18 protein-coding genes are annotated in these 18,778 nt (G+C 42.9%); 14 read left to right on the top strand and 4 right to left on the bottom strand.

The window, feature by feature from the left end:
• Positions 1-143: 143 nt before the first annotated feature.
• Together uvrB and uvrA are read left to right on the top strand one after the other, a co-directional pair.
• Complete coding sequence (gene uvrB, locus M5A78_RS18170; RefSeq protein WP_248736700.1) at positions 144-2,123, top strand: excinuclease ABC subunit UvrB; 1,980 nt, start codon at positions 144-146, stop codon at positions 2,121-2,123.
• A gap of 9 nt (positions 2,124-2,132) precedes the next feature.
• Entirely contained in the window at positions 2,133-5,009 is a 2,877-nt protein-coding gene (gene uvrA / locus M5A78_RS18165) for an excinuclease ABC subunit UvrA (RefSeq protein ID WP_248736699.1), read from the top strand.
• A gap of 90 nt (positions 5,010-5,099) precedes the next feature.
• Here uvrA and M5A78_RS18160 read toward each other — a convergent pair whose 3' ends face one another.
• The 4 genes from M5A78_RS18160 to M5A78_RS18145 all read right to left on the bottom strand — a co-directional run bounded on the left by M5A78_RS18160 (position 5,100) and on the right by M5A78_RS18145 (position 8,089).
• Positions 5,100-5,819, bottom strand: coding sequence for an amino acid ABC transporter permease (locus M5A78_RS18160; RefSeq protein WP_248736698.1), 720 nt, complete (start codon positions 5,817-5,819; stop codon positions 5,100-5,102).
• A gap of 15 nt (positions 5,820-5,834) precedes the next feature.
• Positions 5,835-6,485, bottom strand: a complete 651-nt coding sequence (locus M5A78_RS18155) for an amino acid ABC transporter permease (RefSeq protein WP_248736697.1) — start codon at positions 6,483-6,485, stop codon at positions 5,835-5,837.
• A gap of 63 nt (positions 6,486-6,548) precedes the next feature.
• On the bottom strand, positions 6,549-7,343 hold the full coding sequence (locus M5A78_RS18150) for a glutamate ABC transporter substrate-binding protein (RefSeq protein ID WP_319942317.1): 795 nt from the start codon (positions 7,341-7,343) through the stop codon (positions 6,549-6,551).
• A 17-nt stretch (positions 7,344-7,360) separates the two neighbouring features.
• Positions 7,361-8,089 (bottom strand): amino acid ABC transporter ATP-binding protein, encoded by a 729-nt coding sequence (locus M5A78_RS18145; protein WP_248736696.1) that lies wholly within the window; start codon positions 8,087-8,089, stop codon positions 7,361-7,363.
• Between the two features lie 338 nt (positions 8,090-8,427).
• Between M5A78_RS18145 and M5A78_RS18140 the strand changes: the two genes are divergently transcribed.
• From M5A78_RS18140 to hisG, 12 genes are all read left to right on the top strand, one after another.
• Positions 8,428-9,369 carry an ABC transporter permease subunit gene (locus tag M5A78_RS18140; RefSeq protein ID WP_248736695.1) on the top strand — a complete coding sequence of 314 codons (942 nt, stop codon included), beginning with the start codon at positions 8,428-8,430 and terminating at the stop codon, positions 9,367-9,369.
• Between the two features lie 2 nt (positions 9,370-9,371).
• Positions 9,372-10,277 carry an ABC transporter permease subunit gene (locus M5A78_RS18135; RefSeq protein WP_248736694.1) on the top strand — a complete coding sequence of 302 codons (906 nt, stop codon included), beginning with the start codon at positions 9,372-9,374 and terminating at the stop codon, positions 10,275-10,277.
• A gap of 225 nt (positions 10,278-10,502) precedes the next feature.
• Complete coding sequence (locus M5A78_RS18130; protein WP_248736693.1) at positions 10,503-10,817, top strand: DUF4870 domain-containing protein; 315 nt, start codon at positions 10,503-10,505, stop codon at positions 10,815-10,817.
• Positions 10,818-10,857: 40 nt separating this feature from the next.
• Positions 10,858-11,967, top strand: coding sequence for a DUF4097 family beta strand repeat-containing protein (locus tag M5A78_RS18125; protein ID WP_248736692.1), 1,110 nt, complete (start codon positions 10,858-10,860; stop codon positions 11,965-11,967).
• A gap of 15 nt (positions 11,968-11,982) precedes the next feature.
• A complete protein-coding gene (locus M5A78_RS18120) occupies positions 11,983-12,348 on the top strand; it encodes a phage holin family protein (protein WP_248736691.1) in 366 nt (121 codons plus the stop codon).
• 347 nt (positions 12,349-12,695) lie between these two features.
• Complete coding sequence (gene hprK / locus M5A78_RS18115; protein ID WP_248736690.1) at positions 12,696-13,631, top strand: HPr(Ser) kinase/phosphatase; 936 nt, start codon at positions 12,696-12,698, stop codon at positions 13,629-13,631.
• Positions 13,632-13,650: 19 nt separating this feature from the next.
• The gene (gene lgt / locus M5A78_RS18110) at positions 13,651-14,469 is read left to right on the top strand and encodes a prolipoprotein diacylglyceryl transferase (protein WP_248736689.1); all 819 of its coding nucleotides are present in this window, start codon (positions 13,651-13,653) and stop codon (positions 14,467-14,469) included.
• A gap of 21 nt (positions 14,470-14,490) precedes the next feature.
• Complete coding sequence (locus M5A78_RS18105) at positions 14,491-15,459, top strand: nucleoside recognition domain-containing protein (protein WP_248736688.1); 969 nt, start codon at positions 14,491-14,493, stop codon at positions 15,457-15,459.
• Positions 15,428-16,072, top strand: a complete 645-nt coding sequence (ppaX, locus tag M5A78_RS18100) for a pyrophosphatase PpaX (protein WP_248736687.1) — start codon at positions 15,428-15,430, stop codon at positions 16,070-16,072. Before M5A78_RS18105 ends, ppaX begins: the two co-directional genes overlap by 32 nt.
• Before the next feature lie 5 nt (positions 16,073-16,077).
• Positions 16,078-16,617 (top strand): acyltransferase, encoded by a 540-nt coding sequence (locus tag M5A78_RS18095; protein ID WP_248736686.1) that lies wholly within the window; start codon positions 16,078-16,080, stop codon positions 16,615-16,617.
• Positions 16,618-16,977: 360 nt separating this feature from the next.
• On the top strand, positions 16,978-18,150 hold the full coding sequence (locus M5A78_RS18090; protein ID WP_248736685.1) for an ATP phosphoribosyltransferase regulatory subunit: 1,173 nt from the start codon (positions 16,978-16,980) through the stop codon (positions 18,148-18,150).
• Positions 18,143-18,769, top strand: a complete 627-nt coding sequence (gene hisG, locus M5A78_RS18085) for an ATP phosphoribosyltransferase (protein ID WP_248736684.1) — start codon at positions 18,143-18,145, stop codon at positions 18,767-18,769. Before M5A78_RS18090 ends, hisG begins: the two co-directional genes overlap by 8 nt.
• Positions 18,770-18,778: the final 9 nt, after the last annotated feature.

The following is an 18,778-nucleotide window of genomic DNA, read 5'->3' as shown; positions in this document are numbered from 1 at the left end:
TTATTGGTTGAATGTGGTAGAATGTTAATATGAATTTTTACGATTCACTTTCCAGCGTCATCTCGGTCCATAAACAAGGTTATTAAGCTGAAAAGTGTCAACAAAATAGATTTGATTTTTTTTAAGCGGGGAGGAAACTATTTGTGAAGGACCAATTTGAATTAGTTTCAAAATATTCACCCCAAGGGGATCAGCCGGAAGCTATCAGGCAATTAGTCGAAGGCATCAACCAAAACAAGCGCCATCAGACACTCCTTGGTGCCACAGGTACAGGCAAGACGTTCACCGTTTCAAACGTGATTAAAGAGGTAAATAAACCAACGCTTGTTATTGCCCACAACAAAACACTGGCCGGACAGCTTTATAGTGAGTTCAAGGATTTTTTTCCAAACAATGCGGTTGAGTATTTTGTTAGTTATTATGATTACTATCAGCCTGAAGCCTACGTGCCACAAACCGATACATTTATTGAAAAAGATGCCAGCATTAACGATGAGATTGATAAACTACGTCACTCCGCAACCTCTTCCTTATTTGAGCGGAAGGATGTCATCATTATTGCCAGTGTCTCCTGTATTTATGGTCTCGGTTCGCCAGAAGAATATCGGGAAATGGTGTTGTCGCTTCGAACAGGAATGGAAATCGAGCGCAATCAACTGCTTCACCGTTTAGTTGACATTCAATACGAACGAAACGATATCGATTTTAAGCGAGGGACATTCCGAGTCCGCGGCGATGTTGTTGAAATTTTTCCAGTTTCGCGTGATGAGCATTGTGTACGTGTGGAATTTTTCGGTGATGAAATCGACCGCATTCGTGAAGTCGATGCGCTCACAGGTGAAATCATCGGCGAACGCGAACATGTCGCTATTTTTCCAGCCTCCCACTTTGTTACAAGGGAAGAGAAGCTGCGTGTTGCCATCGAGAATATTGAAAAAGAACTCGAAGAACGGCTTGCCGTGCTCCGTGAAGAGAATAAATTGCTTGAAGCACAAAGGATTGAACAGCGTACACGATATGACTTAGAAATGATGCGGGAAATGGGCTTTTGCTCAGGAATAGAGAATTACTCGCGCCATCTCACACTACGACCTGCAGGCTCGACACCATACACGCTGATCGATTACTTTCCAGAGGATTTTCTATTGATCATTGATGAGTCGCATGTTACCTTGCCACAGGTAAGAGGCATGTTCAATGGCGACAAAGCACGGAAACAGGTGCTTGTGGACCACGGCTTCCGTTTGCCATCGGCCCTTGATAACAGACCGCTCACCTTTGATGAATTTGACAAGCATGTTCATAATGCTATCTTTGTTTCGGCAACACCTGGTCCTTATGAACTGGAGCACACCCCGGAAATGATCGAGCAAATCATTCGGCCAACAGGACTTCTCGATCCAACGATTGAAGTTCGTCCAATTGAGGGTCAGATTGATGACCTAATTGGTGAAATTCAAGACCGGGTGAAGAAAAATGAACGAGTCCTTGTTACGACGCTAACGAAAAAAATGTCCGAGGACTTAACCGATTATCTGAAGGAAATCGGCATCAAAGTCCAATATTTGCATTCAGAAGTCAAAACGCTCGAACGGATTGAGATTATCCGTGAGCTTCGTCTTGGAAAATATGATGTTCTCATTGGAATTAACCTGCTCCGGGAAGGACTGGATATTCCTGAGGTTTCGCTCATTACTATTCTTGATGCCGACAAAGAAGGCTTCCTCCGCTCGGAACGTTCGTTAATTCAAACAATTGGCCGTGCCGCCCGGAATGCCAACGGCCACGTGATTATGTATGCCGACCGCATCACCAATTCCATGGAGCTGGCGATTGGCGAAACGAAGCGGCGCCGTGAGATTCAAGAGGAATACAACCTTAAATACGGAATCACGCCCCAGACGATTCAAAAAGAAATTCGTGATGTCATTCGCGCTACTCATGCGGCCGAGGATCAGGAAGAGTATAAACCAGCAGCATCATTTGGCAAGATGAGCAAAAAGGAAAAAGAGAAACTTATTGCTACCATGGAAAAAGAAATGAAATTTGAAGCCAAGGCCCTTAATTTTGAACGAGCCGCAGAGCTTCGTGATTTAATTTTGGAATTGAAAGCGGAAGGATGACGTATACAGATGGCGATGGAAAAATTAATTGTTAAAGGCGCCAGGGCCCATAATTTAAAAAATATCGATGTCACGATTCCGAGAGATAAGCTTGTCGTTTTGACGGGACTTTCCGGTTCGGGGAAGTCCTCGCTCGCGTTTGATACGATTTATGCCGAGGGACAGCGACGTTATGTCGAATCACTTTCGGCCTATGCACGGCAATTCCTTGGTCAAATGGATAAGCCCGATGTCGATGCGATTGAGGGTTTATCCCCAGCGATATCGATTGATCAAAAAACAACAAGCCGCAACCCGCGCTCAACGGTCGGGACGGTGACAGAAATTTATGATTATTTACGATTATTATTTGCGAGGGTCGGACACCCGACCTGCCCGATTCACCATATCGAAATCTCCTCACAAACGATTGAGCAAATGGTTGACCGGATTCTTGAATATCCTGAGCGGACAAAAATGCAAATCCTTGCCCCAGTCGTTTCCGGTCGTAAAGGAACTCATGTTAAAGTTTTCGAAGACATTAAAAAGCAAGGCTTCGTCCGTGTCCGCGTTGACGGAGAAATGGTCGATCTCGGAGACGACATTGAGCTTGAAAAAAATAAAAAGCACTCCATTGAAGTGGTCGTCGACCGGATTGTCGTCAAGGATGGGATTGCTGCCAGGATTGCAGACTCTCTTGAAACGGCTTTGAAGCTTGGAGGAGGAAAAGTCATCGTCGATGTGATGGGCGAAGAAGAGCTGTTATTTAGTGAAAATCATGCTTGTCCTCACTGCGGTTTTTCCATCGGGGAGCTAGAGCCACGAATGTTTTCCTTTAACAGTCCGTTTGGTGCCTGCCCAGAGTGTGACGGACTAGGTTCTAAACTTGAAGTCGATGTCGATCTTGTCATTCCCAATAAGGATTTAACGTTAAAGCAGCACGCAATTGCTCCTTGGGAGCCGACCAGCTCGCAGTATTACCCGCAGCTACTTGAGGCAGTTTGCAATCATTTCGGCGTTGATATGAATATTCCAGTTAAGGACATTCCAGAGAATCTTTTGGAGAAAGTTCTCTATGGTTCTGCTGGCGAAAAAATTTACTTCCGCTATGAGAACGATTTCGGCCAAATTCGCGAGGGACATATTGAATTTGAAGGTGTCATCCGCAATGTCGAGCGCCGCTATAAAGAGACAAGCTCTGATTATATCCGTGAGCAAATGGAAAAGTACATGGCCCAGCAACCATGCCCAACCTGTAAAGGCTACCGTTTGAAAAAGGAAACCTTGGCAGTTCTAATTAATGGTCACCATATTGCACATGTGACTGACCTTTCCATCGAAGAAGCGCAGCAGTTTTTTGCCGACTTAAAGCTTTCAGAAAAAGAAATGCAAATTGCGCGGTTAATTTTCCGTGAAATTAGTGAACGCCTTGGCTTCTTAATTAATGTCGGCCTCGATTATTTAACCCTTAGCCGTACAGCTGGCACACTTTCAGGTGGAGAGGCCCAGCGGATTCGCTTGGCAACACAAATTGGTTCAAGGCTTACGGGTGTGTTGTACATTTTAGATGAACCATCAATTGGACTTCATCAACGTGATAATGACCGCTTAATCGGGACACTACAAAGCATGCGCGATATCGGCAACACCCTGATTGTCGTCGAGCACGACGAGGATACAATGCTCGCAGCCGATTATTTGATTGATATTGGCCCAGGTGCTGGCGTACACGGTGGGGAAATTGTCTCAGCGGGAACTCCTGAAGAGGTGATGGCCGACCCGAATTCGCTGACGGGGCAATACTTGGCGGGTAAGAAATTTATTCCCCTGCCTTTGGAACGCCGAAAGCCGGATGGCCGTTATATCGAAATCAAGGGTGCTTCCGAAAATAATTTAAAAAATGTCAATGCAAAACTTCCACTAGGTATGTTTATAGCGGTGACCGGAGTGTCTGGATCAGGAAAAAGTACACTCATCAATGAGATTCTTCATAAATCGCTGGCACAAAAGCTTCATCATGCGAAAACCAAGCCTGGTGAACATAAGAGCATCAAAGGAATTAATTATTTAGAAAAAGTCGTTGATGTCGATCAGTCTCCAATTGGCAGAACGCCGCGCTCGAATCCGGCAACCTATACTGGAGTCTTTGATGATGTTCGTGATGTGTATGCTTCAACAAACGAAGCGAAAGTCCGAGGTTATAAAAAGGGTCGCTTTAGCTTTAATGTGAAAGGTGGACGTTGCGAAGCCTGCCGCGGTGATGGGATTATCAAAATCGAAATGCACTTTTTACCCGATGTTTATGTTCCTTGCGAAGTGTGTCATGGAAAACGTTATAACCGTGAAACGCTAGAAGTGAAGTACAAAGGGAAAAATATATCCGACATCCTTGATATGACCGTTGAAGCAGCAGTTGAATTTTTCGAAAACATTCCAAAAATCAGCCGTAAGCTGCAAACGATTTTGGATGTCGGACTTGGTTATATCAAGCTCGGTCAGCCAGCGACAACATTATCCGGGGGAGAGGCCCAGCGTGTCAAGCTTGCTTCCGAGCTGCACCGCCGGTCCACGGGCAAATCATTTTATATTTTAGATGAGCCGACAACGGGCCTGCATGTTGATGACATTTCTCGTTTGCTCGTTGTTCTGCAACGCTTGGTTGAAAACGGCGATACCGTTCTAGTCATCGAACACAACCTCGATGTCATTAAGGCAGCTGATTATCTTGTCGACCTTGGACCAGAAGGCGGAGATAAAGGTGGAACCATTGTTGCAACGGGAACGCCCGAAAAGGTCGCGGAAGTCCCAGCGTCCTACACAGGCAAATACTTAAAACCAATCCTTGAACGTGATCGCTTACGAATGAAACAGCAAATTGAAGAGAAAGAAATGACCGTAAAAAGCTAAAACCTTGTGTTTTAGCTTTTTTTTCGGCCTATGGAACGCCCTCGTTCTAAACTATATAGTGAATGCATGGCCTGTAATGCCGCTTTGTTTTTATGACGAAAGCTGACCTGATAGGGACTTTGGCTTCTTCCCGCTACCCCTGCCTCTGTGCTTTCCTTCAGTATCTAACCGTTTTTCCAATGCTCTGGCCACAAGCGATAAGGCGTAATTTACGATGAAATAAATTATGGCTACTAATAGAAAAAGTGGGATAACAAAGTTGAAATTTCCGTTGTAAATCCCTTGGGCGTTATGGAACATTTCCGGCAATGTAATCACGACGGCCAGTGAAGTATCTTTTAATAAGGAAATAAACTGACTTACCAGCGGGGGAATCATCCGCTTTAATGCTTGCGGAAGAATAATGTGCCACATGGTTTGGATGTAGGTTAATCCAGAAGATCTTGCTGCTTCGATTTGCCCTTTTTCAATCGAGTTCAAGCCGCTTCTTACGATTTCAGAAATCATCGCTGATTCGAAAATTGTTAATGCCATGATGGCGGCAGGAATAATTTCTAGCTTTAAGCCAACTTCACGCAAACCAAAATAAACGAAAAAAATAATAAGTAATAAAGGCAAATTACGGATTGTCTCGACAATAACTGCCACTACTTTTGAAAGAACAGGTATTTTAGCATAACGAATGGTCCCTAAGAGGCTGCCGATTAGAAAGCTTAAGATGATGGAAATAACAGCGACCTCGAGTGTGATTAGGAAACCTTTAAATAAATACCCAAGATTGCCGGATGAGTATGCACCAATAAAATCCATTTTTCATCTCCCCTTTTAATAGCTTCTCGCCAATCTTCGTTCCAAATAATTGACAAATAAGCTTAATGGGATGGTTAACACTAGATAAAACATCGCTGCAAAAATATAGGTATCAAAAGTTACATAGGTTTTTTCATGAATGTAATCGGCAAAATACATTAATTCCATCCCGGCAACAACCCCTAATATCGAGGAGTTTTTTACAAGGTTAATAAACTGATTCCCAATCGGAGGAATCACTATTTTTACCGCCTGGGGCAAAATCACGTATCTCATCGCTTGAATATATTTCAAACCTGAGGAACGAGCGGCTTCCATTTGCCCCTTATCAACAGACTGAATCCCTGCACGAACGGCCTCGGCAATAAAGGCAGCTGTATAAATTGACAGTCCAATCGTTCCCGCGGCAAACCCGCTTAAATTGATATAAACACTTAATCCGTGATAAAAGAAAAACACAATAATAATCAGCGGAATATTCCTGATAAACTCAACAAAACATGTCCCGAAATAGTTTAAGATTCGCAGCGGAGCAATGCGCATGACTGCGACAATAACTCCCAGGATAAAACTGCAAATCAGGCCAATAATACTGACCTCTATCGTCGTTAGGAAGCCTTTGAAAAACAAATCATAGTATGTTGTTAGTATGGAGAAATCAAGCATTTGCATCCTCCTCGTTCATTAAAGAGGATGGGGTATTTAAGCCCATCCTCTATTATGATAATCTTACTCTTTAATCCACTTTGCCTTAATTTTGGCGTATTCACCGCTACCTTGTAGATCTTTCAAAAATTTATTTACATAGTCAACAAATTCTTGATCGCCTTTTACCATCGCAATTCCGTATGGTTCTTCTGTAAAGGTACTGCCAACTACTTCATAATCTGAATCTTGAGCGGCCATCCCGTATAAAATTGAGTTATCAGTTGTAAGGGCATCTCCCTTACCGGATTTTAAGGCCGTAAACGCTTCAGCATAGTTTTCAAATTCTAATAGTTCTGTCTCAGGGGCTGCTTTTTTAACGTTATCACCAGATGTTGCTCCTTTAACGGCGATTACCTTTGTCCCTTTTTTCAAATCATCGACACTCTTGATTGAGCTGCCTTTTTTCACTAACAACGATTGACCGGCATCAAAATACACATCTGAAAAATTAACTTCTCTTTTGCGGTCTTCCGTAATCGTCATCGTCGCAATAATCGCATCAATATCCCCATTTTTTAGCTTCGGTATCCGCGTTTTCGATGTGATTTCTACTAATTCTACTTTCTTTTCGTCCCCTAAGATTTTCTTTGCAAGGGCCTTAGCAATATCGATATCAAAGCCGGTGACATCCCCTGATTTTGGGTCTTTATATCCGAATAAGTACGTATCGTATTTAACACCGACGACAAATTTTCCCCGCTCCTTAATTTTTGCTAAGGTGCCGTCACTCTTACTGCCTGAGGATGACTTCCCGCAACCAACCATCAAAGCCGCGATTAATGTAAAAATGACCCCTATAAACAACCATTTTTTCATACCAATTTCCCCCTTATTTAATGATTTAAGACACGTTTTAAAAAGAGCTGGGCTCGCTCAGCTTGCGGTTGGGCAAAAAACTCGCTTGGCCTTCCTTCCTCAACAATTTTCCCTTCATCCATAAACACAACACGATCGGCGACTTCTCGGGCAAAGCCCATTTCATGCGTGACTACTACCATCGTCATTCCTTCTGTTGCCAGCTGCTTCATTACTTCCAAAACTTCGCCTATCATTTCCGGGTCTAAAGCTGAAGTAGGCTCGTCAAATAACATGAGCTTCGGCTTCATTGCGAGCCCTCTGGCAATCGCGACCCTTTGCTGCTGTCCCCCTGATAATTGCGAGGGATATGAATTTGCTTTTTCAGGAATTCCGACCTTTTCCAAATAGAAAACGGCTGTCTCTTGCGCCGTTTTCTCATCCACACCCAGTGCTTTAATAGGTGCTAATGTAATATTTTCTAAAACTGTCTTATGAGGGTACAAGTTAAAATGTTGAAACACCATCCCGATATTTTTGCGAAGGTCGTTAATATCAGTTTGTTTTCCATTTACATGGATGCCACTGACAACCAATTCGCCGTCAGAAATTGTTTCTAAGCGGTTAATACATCGCAGCATCGTGCTTTTGCCAGAGCCTGAGGGTCCAATGACGACAACAACCTCGCCTTGATCCACTTCTAAACTAATATCCTTTAAAACATGAAAACTACCATAATGCTTATTTACATTGCGGAATGATATCAAAACAACCCCCTCCAAAACGTAAGAGTAGTTAAAAGTAAATTCTCTTTACACTATGAATAGGGGACAAGGTTTATTCAGTTTTCTCCTTATGAATGTAAATATGGTCGGTAATCCCTAGGTGATTATTCCTATTTAATATACAGGTTGGCGAGATCCAAAAGCTGGCGGAATCCCAGCTCAAATCGGCAATATTCCCCCAAAAGACCAACGTGAACCCCAGATGGCCACCGCTATACTATTTTCAAAAAAATCTTTACGCGAAATTATTTCGCAAAATTGAAAAAATTTTGAAATATTAGTAGAATGATAGGAGAATACCAACAAAAGGAGATAAAAAGATGGTTTTGCGTTCTATTTTCCAACAGACACTATTGTGGTTGATTACAATCATTCTGTTCCTATCATTGCTTCTCTTACCCCGCTCTACCACCTATCAAACTGGGGCAGGCGGGATGTATGTAAGTGCATCCTATAATTATTCCGTTGATGCGCATCTGAAACAATTTAAGGATTTTTTTCAATATATTAAGGATAAAAAAGGACTTGGCACTGTAAATAATGGATACTCGTTAACGGAAAATGTTTGGCGCACATTCCAAAAAAGCATGCTGATTACCATTCCAGCCCTACTTTTAGGCTTTTTCCTAGGAGTTGCCAAAGGAATTTTCGACTATCGAATTCGCAACCGTAGAGGGAGGTTGTTCGGTGTCAGTACGACTAGATTCTTCCTCTCGATTCCAGATTTATTTTTAATAATTGCCCTACAGTTGCTGATCATGGAAGGCTTTGAGGCCGGACTGCTTCCCCATATTATCGTTTACGGCAGTGACCAGCCTAGTGTCGTTCTACTAGATATTATCTTTTTATCGATTTATCCGCTATTTTACATAGCCAATATTACCTTTTTCAGCATCCGTGACGAGCAGGGGATGGATTACATCCGAACAGCTTTTTCCAAAGGAACATCCTCCTTTAAAGTATTGTATCGCCATGTCTTGAAAAATTGTTTTGTGAAAATATTGAGCCATACGAATACAATTACCCTTTATACGCTATCAAACTTATTTATTGTCGAGTTCCTGACAAATTACCGCGGGGCGGCTTTCTTTTTTTACGAAACGGTTATGTCCCCGAAATATTTCATGGTTGGTCAGGATTTCACAATCGGGGTTTACCCTGCAGCGGGGTATGTTATCCTCTTTACCGCAGTTATCTTTCTGGCGAAGGTCCTTAGTGTAATCGGCAGAGGATTGGTATCTCCGTTGGAAAGGAATGAATAGAATTGAAGAATTGGAAGCTCTGGATTAGTTCACTTTTTTTGCTCATTTTGTTGTTTTTCGTTTTTGCTGGACCGTCATTGCCATTTGTAGATAGTGATTTAAAAGAAACGGGAGTAATAAAAACGGAGAAAGGGAGCTTTCTCCTGCCGCCTTTTGCCCCAAGGGAAGGATACCCGCTGGGAAGTAATCACAAAGGTGTTGATATCTTAAGCCTTATTATTATGGGAGCGAAAGAAACATTGACCATCGTCGTCTTGGTCATTGTTATTCGTTATGTATTGGCCATTCCGTTAGCCATTGGCGGGTTCTATTCGAAACTGCTTGAAAAAATACTACAGGGCTGGCAACAGCTGTTTTCCTTTATGCCGCCAATCTTTTTTGTTACCTTTTTCGTGACACTGCCCTTAATCTTTTTTTCCAAGGATAGAGGATTGTGGGTTATTCTTATTCTTGCTGTTCTTGAAACGGGAAGGGTGGCTGAAATTATTCTGCAAAACATGAAGGAAACAAAGAAAAGACCGTATATTGAAGCGGGAATTGTCGCTGGTGGTACACCATTTCGAATGTTTAAAAACTATTATATGCCTGTCGTGATTCCGCATCTTATTATTTTAATTATCAATGATTTAGGTAGGGTGCTTTTCTTGCTTGCACAGCTTGGTATTGTCCATGTTTATGTTACCCATAAGTTTATTACGAATGAGTGGGGTGCCTATGAAGTGGTGAATACCTCCCTTGCCTGGCCAACGATGTTTTCGACGATTACGGCTGATATTTTTACCTATCAGTGGATTCCGTTTTCCGTTATTGCGGCGATTGCCGTGACAATATATAGCTTTAATATGTTTGCTGATGGCTTGCAAAAGTTTTTTGAACTAAAATATCGAACCTCTCGCGCTGATTTATAAGGTGAAACTTCCTTTTGTGGGGTTGTCCTTCATCCCCTGCCGATGTTAGTTGTCCCCTAACTATATTTTTCCCGAAATGTCTTCATTTGGGGGATTTACTGCCCGTTAATGCGGGATAAATACATAGTCGTTAGGCGAAGATAGGTATGACAGTTTAAAAAACAAAAATAATACGAAACTTTCAACCTGTCATTTCGTAAATTAAAGATAGAGGTGATGAATGATATGGATTCAAGAAAAGTTCTTTCAGGATTGTGCTATTTTAGTATATTTTTTGCGGGGTTTCTTTTTCCACTGGCTGTGTATTTTGCGACTGGGGATGAAATGACAAAGCAGCATGCGAAAAAGGCGCTGTTATCGCATTTAATTCCGCTGATTCCGACACCGTTGATTGTTTTTGCTGTCTGGTATGATTTTGCTACAATTCAAGACCAGATCCCTGTTTTTACCATTATTAGTATTGTTGTGTTAGTTCTCATTTGGATAATTGTCCTCATTTGGAATATTGTAAAAGGCGTAAAGGTCCTAACAGCTGAATAAGATTTAAGAGGGAAAAATTTTTATATCTGAGGTGGAGACGATGAAAGAGGAACGAAAACGAATTTTAAAAATGGTCGAGGAAGGAAAACTGGCAGTTGATGAAGCGTTAACCTTGCTGGATGAGTTGGAAAAGGCTCAGAAAACAATGGAAGAGAAGCAGGAGCAAATTGTTAACGAGCTGTCGACGGCCGTTCAATTTGAGGAAGCGAAAAAGGAGGACCCTTTTCAGGCGAAATACCAATCGACAAAGGATAAAATTTTTGACTTTGTCGATGGTGCTTTGAAAAAAATTAAAGACCTTGATTTTGACTTAAACTTCGGACAATCCGTGGATATTTCCCATATTTTTCAGCATGGGAATGTCGATTTGAAAGATGTGGATATTGATGTGGCGAATGGTTCGGTGAAGCTTGCTGTCTGGGATCAACCAGACGTAAGGATTGAGTGTCAGGCAAAGGTTTACCGGGTAGAAAATCAGGACCAGGCGCGGCAAAACTTTTTAAGAGATGTCATTTTTTCGGTGGAAAACCAGAAGTTACGATTTATGACCCAGCAAAAATGGATGAAGGTAGAGACAATCATCTATGTACCAAAGGCGCAATATGAGCGAGTTCGTATTAGAATGTTTAATGGTGCGGTTACCAGTGAAGAAATGAATGTCCAAGATTTGCGGGTGAAAACCGCCAATGGAAAAATAACTGTTAACCGTTTGAATGGGCAAAAGGCAGAGTTGGAAACCGCGAACGGAAAAATCAAGATGATTAGCAGTCTGTTCGATGATATTGAAGCAGAGACCATTAACGGTGCGATTATGCTTGAAGGTGATTTTAAAAGGGTTGAAACCCAGTCGTTTAACGGAAATATTAGCTACAACGTTCGCGGAAATCGATGCGAATTGCTTCAAGCAAAAGCAACAACGGGTGGCATTGACTTGTTTGTCCCAGAGAGTGCACCTGTCAATGGCGAATTCAGGACCAATCTTGGCGGCTTTAATTTGAACCTTGTCGGCGTCCAGGTTCTTGAGGAGAAAAGTGAAATGATTCAAAAATCGCTCCGCTTCCAATCCGTCAACCATCCTGATAAAATGGTAAGAATCGTTGCCGATACCAAAACAGGTTCGATTTCGATTCAAAAATCACATGAGGAATAAGTAGGAGACGGTAAAATGAGATGGCTGATTGGATGTTTGATTAATGCGGTTTTGTTTATGGCACTTGCGGGCTATTTTCACGAAAGCTTTTACATTACAGGGTTTATGGCCGCATTTCAGGCGAGCATTTTATTATCCATCTTAAATGTTCTGGTGCGCCCGCTCCTCATTCTCTTTACCTTACCAGTGACGGTCTTAACGATGGGTCTGTTTCTATTTGTCATCAATGCAATGACCCTCGAGCTGACGGATTGGTTAATGGGGGATGCCTTTGAGATCCATGGCTTTGGCATGGCCCTGTTTTTTGCGGTACTGATGTCGCTCGTCAACTTAGTGATTCAAAAAACAATTCTCGATCCATCAAGAAAATCGAAGCATTAAATAATCCGGTGCGCGCTGCTACTTAGTGGTGCGCATCTTTTTTTATTTGTCATTTTGAACAACTTCCTTTTGGTTCTTTTTCAAATAATGCTAAAATAAGAGATATGAATTTTTTTGAATCTTTTTCTATGGTAAAGGGGCAGAGCGTCGCAAACTTGATCAGTTTATCTAGTAATTGTTGACCCATATACTTTTTTCACTGAGAATGAAGTAAAGATCAGCTTTGCTCATACCGCCTTTATTATGTTGCTGTTCTCCTCCTATCTAGTTCATTTTCATGATTGGGTTGAGAGCTGGAACTCAAGATTTTTATTAAAAAAATTTAGTCTGTTTGAGGAGGAAGATTCTTGCCAAAAGTACGTACCAAAGATATATTGGAAAAATTCCAGCTTGAATTGGTCAGCGGTGAAGAGGGAATTAACCGCCCCATCACCACGAGTGATATCTCACGGCCAGGAATTGAAATGGCTGGTTATTTTGAATTCTATCCGGCTGAACGGATCCAGCTTTTAGGGAAAACAGAGCTGTCCTTTTTTGAAGAGCTACCTGAAGGTGAACGCATTTCCAGAATGGAACGGTTATGCACCGATATTACTCCGGCAATTATCGTCACGAGAGATATTGAAGTGCCGGTGGAGTTAATAGAAGCAGCGGAACGCGAATCTGTACCTGTTTTAAGGACGAGTATGAAGACCACCCGTTTTTCAAGCCGTCTAACCAATTATTTAGAAAGCAATCTGGCACCAACAACAGCTGTCCATGGCGTCTTGGTTGACGTTTATGGAATTGGTGTGTTAATTACCGGAAAAAGCGGCGTCGGAAAAAGTGAAACCGCCTTAGAATTGGTCAAGCGCGGTCATCGCCTTGTCGCCGATGATTGCGTAGAAATTCGTCAGGAGGACCAGGATACATTAGTCGGTACCTCTCCGGAATTAATCGAGCATTTATTGGAAATTCGCGGCTTAGGGATCATCAATGTGATGACACTTTTTGGTGCTGGTGCCGTTCGCAGTAATAAGCGCATCACGCTCATCATGGATTTAGAAATTTGGGATTCCAAAAAGCAGTACGACCGCCTTGGTTTGGATGAAGAGAAAATGAAAATTATTGATACTGAGGTAACAAAACTGACGGTTCCTGTCCGTCCTGGACGAAACCTGGCTGTTATTATTGAGGTTGCGGCGATGAACTTCCGTTTAAAACGAATGGGCGTGAATGCAGCACAGCAATTTACAGAGAGACTCTCTGATGTGATTGAAGACGTAGATCAGGAAGATATCTAAGAGGAAAGGTGATAGAGAGATGAACGAAAATATTCAGCCACTGAATCCAATTGCCTTTTCACTTGGCCCGATTGAAGTGCATTGGTACGGAATAATTATTGGCTCAGGTCTCGCACTGGCATTGTTTCTTGCCATTAGAGAAGGTGATCGCAGGGGACTCCCGAAAGACATCTTTGCCGATTTGATGCTTTGGGCGATTCCAATTGCGATTATCTCAGCGCGCATATACTATGTGATTTTTGAATGGAAGTATTATGTTAATCATCCGGTTGAAATTCCGCAAATTTGGAATGGTGGAATTGCCATTCATGGCGCCTTGATTGGTTCCGTAATAACAGCGCTTGTTTTTGCGAAAAAACGAGGAATTTCTTTTTGGAAAATTGTTGACATCGCCGCCCCAAGTATTATTCTTGGTCAGGCAATCGGTCGCTGGGGAAATTTTATGAACCAGGAAGCCCATGGTGGTGAAGTAACAAGGTCTTTTCTTGAAAACTTGCATTTACCGGACTTTATTATCAATCAAATGTATATTAACGGAGCCTATTATCATCCAACGTTCTTATATGAATCCGTTTGGGATTTTGCCGGCTTTATTCTATTAATTTTGCTTCGACGTGTGAATTTACGTCGCGGGGAACTCTTTCTTTCCTATGTCATTTGGTATTCAGTCGGCCGCTATTTCATTGAAGGATTAAGGACGGATAGTCTAATGCTAGGTAGCATGCGAATGGCGCAAATGATTTCGCTTGCCTTGATTGTTGGAGCAGCGGCGATTTTACTTTACCGCCGCCAAAAGAAACTTGCTGATGCACATTACTTAGATCAAGCGAATTTGTAGCAAATAGGGGGAACTTTGGGGATGCTGCAAAACTCATTGAAAAAGGGGTTATTGGTTGGCTTTAAGACTACGTGGACGCTAGGGAAAGTTATTTTTCCAGTTACCCTCATTGTGGCAGTGCTGCAGTATACACCAGTTTTGCCATGGGTAATAAAAATGATTTCCCCGCTTATGAAATTGCTAGGTTTGTCCGGGGATGCCGCGATTCCACTTGTTCTCGGGAATTTCCTCAACCTGTATGCGGCAATTGGTGCCATCTTGACGTTCGATTTTTCGGTAAAAGAAGTGTTTATATTAGCCGTAATGCTTTCCTTTTCCCATAATTTATTTATTGAATCAGGCGTTGCTTTGAAAGCAGGCGTGAAGCTGTGGGTGGTCCTGATCACAAGGCCTGGACTTGCGCTTCTGTCTGCTGTCGTGATTAATCTTGTTTGGCATGGAGGCAGGGAGACTGCTCAATATGGCTTGATTCAGCCGAGTGCGCAACATGCTGACGGAATCGCGGCCATCATAGTTGAAGCCATTCAAAAAGCGGGGCTGGGCATATTACAGTTAGCGATGATTGTCATCCCGCTAATGGTTGTGATTCAAATTTTAAAGGATTTACAATGGTTAAATAAGTTTTCAAGAACGATGGCCCCGGTCACGAAGACACTCGGAATGAAGGAGAACACCTCAACGACGATGGCCGCCGGTTTATTATTCGGCTTAGCTTATGGTGCCGGTGTGATGATCCAAGCCGTTAAGGAAGATGGAGTAAGCAAAAAGGATATTACGCTGGCGTTTATTTTTCTAATGGCCTGCCATGCGGTTATCGAGGATACGTTAATTTTTGCTCCGCTCGGCATCCCCGTTTGGCCGTTGTTTTTAATCCGGCTGGGGGTCGCGATTGTGTTAACTTTAGTTGTCGGCACCATTTGGAAGCGCTCGGGGCTAGCGAAAAGAAAGGATGCAACCTATGAACAACAAAATTACGACAATACTCTTTGATTTAGATGGAACGTTAATTGATACAAATGAATTAATCATTTCGACTTATTTGCATACGCTTGAAAAATATTATCCAAGCAAGTACCAGCGCGAGGATGTTTTACCATTTATGGGGCCCACCTTGCAAGAAGCCTTTAGTACAGTTGATCCGGACCGTGTTGAGGAAATGATAGTGGAATATCGTGCATTTAATCTCGCAAATCACGATGCACTGGTGAGAGAGTTTGAAGGTGTTTTCGACACGGTTCAAACTTTATTCGAAAAAGGTTACAAACTCGGAATTGTCACCACGAAACGTCATGACGTCGCCTTGAAGGGTCTGCGCCTGATGAATCTTGATAGCTTTTTTGAAGTGATTGTCGCACTTGATCATGTGACAAAAGTTAAGCCAGATCCGGAGCCCATTTTACATGCGCTTGAGCAATTAGATGCTGCTCCTGAGGAAACACTTATGGTCGGCGATAATTACCATGATATTTTAGCCGGGAAAAATGCCGGCACGCTGTCTGCAGGTGTGGCCTGGTCCATTAAAGGAAGAGACTATATTGCCAAATACGAACCGGATTACATCCTAGAGAAAATGGCTGATTTATTAACTGTTCTCGGAGTGTGAGAAGAATGAGAGATACGACTCGCTACCCAGTTGAAGGGGCGAACTCTTTATGGCATGTCTATAAGACTGTGCCATTTTGGAAGGTAGTCAAAAATTTTATTGTGATTCAGCTAGGACGTTACACGCCATTTTTGGGGATGAAGAATTGGCTTTATCGGGTATTTCTAGGACTTAAGGTTGGGGAGCAAACCTCTTTCGCGTTAATGGTCATGCTGGATGTGATGTTTCCTGAAAAAATTAGCGTTGGCCGTAACACGGTTATCGGCTATAACACGACCATCCTGGCGCATGAGTATTTAATTAAAGAGTATCGGCTCGGCCCTGTTTCGATTGGGAGCGAAGTAATGATCGGTGCCAATTCGACGATTCTTCCTGGAGTGACGATTGGCGATGGGGCGATTGTATCGGCCGGAACGCTTGTCCATAAGGATGTTCCTGCTGGGGCATTTGTCGGTGGCAACCCAATGCGGGTGATTTACTCGAAGGAAGAACTGACTAAGCGCTGGGCGGATGACCCGATTTATGGTGGGAAAAATAACATATGATGTTTGAATGGAGCCTGGTTTGCTGAAACCCGGGCTTTTTTTTATGGAGTTTTTTCGGGCTGATGAGTAATTTGTGGAGTTGGCGGAAATCCAGTCCGAGTTGGCGGAATACATTCAAAAACCGGCGGAAAAAAATCGCATTCGCGCGGAATAAATCCAAAAAATTAGCGGAATAAATCCAAAAAATTAGCGGAATCTATCCACATTCGCTCGGAATTCACCTTCAGCAGCATGTCCCATCCCTGGCGCATGATGATTTTTTCATTGACGAAAAGATTATCGAGGGGTAAAATACAACTAATTAACTTTAACTCACTACCGATTTATCAGACTAAAGCAAAATGAAAAAGGATGAGCATAATGAGTCGCTTGTTTATGTTTGAAAAGCCTTTAGGAATGCGCGATACGTTGCCAGAGTTATATGAAAAGAAGCTTCGCGTTCGGTCAGTCATGGCAGAAACGATGAAACTTTGGGGCTATCAATTTATCGAAACACCCACACTTGAATACTACGAGACTGTCGGGGCGGCATCGGCCATTGTCGACCAACAGCTTTTTAAATTGCTCGACAAAGAGGGGCATACGCTAGTACTCAGACCGGATATGACGGCTCCAATCGCTCGGGTAGCAGCCTCCAAGCTATTAGATGAGGATCTTCCAGTAAGACTAGCATACTCTGCTAATGTTTTCCGGGCCCAGCAGCGGGAGGGAGGGCGACCTGCTGAGTTTGAGCAAATTGGTATTGAATGTCTGAACGAGGATACCGTTTCTTGCGATGGCGAGGTTATTGCCTTACTGATTTCTTCCTTAAAAAAAGCGGGACTGAGGCAATTTCAAGTTTCGATTGGTCATGTCGGCTTTGCCCAGGAGTTGTTCATGCAAATCCTCGGAACGAACGGACGAGCAACAGCGCTACGAAAATTTTTATATGAAAAAAATTATGTCGGCTATCGAGAGCATGTGAACTCCCTCCAGCTATCATCAATCGATAAGCAGAGACTATTAATGCTACTCCAATTAAGGGGTGGTGAAGAGGTTATCGGCAATGCCCTCGATCTTATTGAAAATGGCAAGGGCAAGCAGGCCCTCCTCGAACTGAGGGAGCTTTGGGATGTTATCAAGGATTATGGCGTGGAGGAGCAGGTGAAATTCGATTTTTCAATTGTCAGCCATATGAGCTATTATTCTGGCGTTTTATTTGAGGCGTATGCTGGGAATGTCGGATTTCCTATCGGAAATGGCGGCCGTTACAGTTTAATTGAGAAGTTTGGAAAAAAAGCAACGGCGACCGGGTTTGCGGTTCGGCTTGATATGCTGCTCGAAGCCTTAGGAGAACTAGACGTAAAAAATTCCACTCACTGCATTTTTTTCAGCCAGGAGCGGAGAAAGGAAGCCTTTCAACTAGCCAAAGAAATGCATAGGCAAGGTAAGTCTGCCTTGCTTCAGGACATTACCGGTGTAAAAAATTTAGATGCCTTTACAAAAAAATTTGCCGGGACGACCTATTTAATCGGAGGACACACAGATGAGTAACATCCTAACGATTGCAATGCCAAAAGGGAGAATTTTTGAAGAAGCAGTGGGCTTACTGAGAAAAGCAGGCTACAGGCTGCCGCCGGAATTTGACGATTCAAGAAAATTGATCATTGAGGTCGCCGAGGAAGGCCTCCGATTTATTTTAGCCAAGCCAATGGATGTTGCTACCTATGTTGAGCACGGTGTTGCTGATGTGGGAATTGCCGGGAAGGACGTGCTGCTTGAGGAGGAGCGCGATGTTTATGAACTGCTTGATCTCAAGATCAGCTATTGCTATTTGGCGGTTGCCGGTCTTCCAGATACAAATATGAATGATGTGGCCCCAAGAGTCGCGACCAAATATCCGAATGTGGCGGAAGCCTATTTTCGCGAGCAAGGGGAACAGGTTGAAATTATCAAATTGAATGGCTCCATCGAACTGGCTCCATTAATCGGCCTTTCCGACAGAATCGTTGATATTGTCTCAACTGGCCGGACATTAAAGGAAAATGGGCTCGTGGAATACGAACGAATGGTTGATGTGACATCGCGCCTGATTGTCAATCCTGTCAGCTATCGAATTAAAGACACTCGGATTGACGAATTGGTAACAAGGCTACATGAAGTGGTTTCATAGGGAGGGCAA

This window comes from Neobacillus rhizosphaerae (genome assembly GCF_937468385.1).
In the GTDB taxonomy this organism is placed as follows: Bacteria; Bacillota; Bacilli; order Bacillales; family Cytobacillaceae; genus Neobacillus; species Neobacillus rhizosphaerae.
The sequence above is the reverse complement of the archived record's forward strand: the minus strand, read 5'-3'. Positions and strand labels throughout refer to the sequence as shown.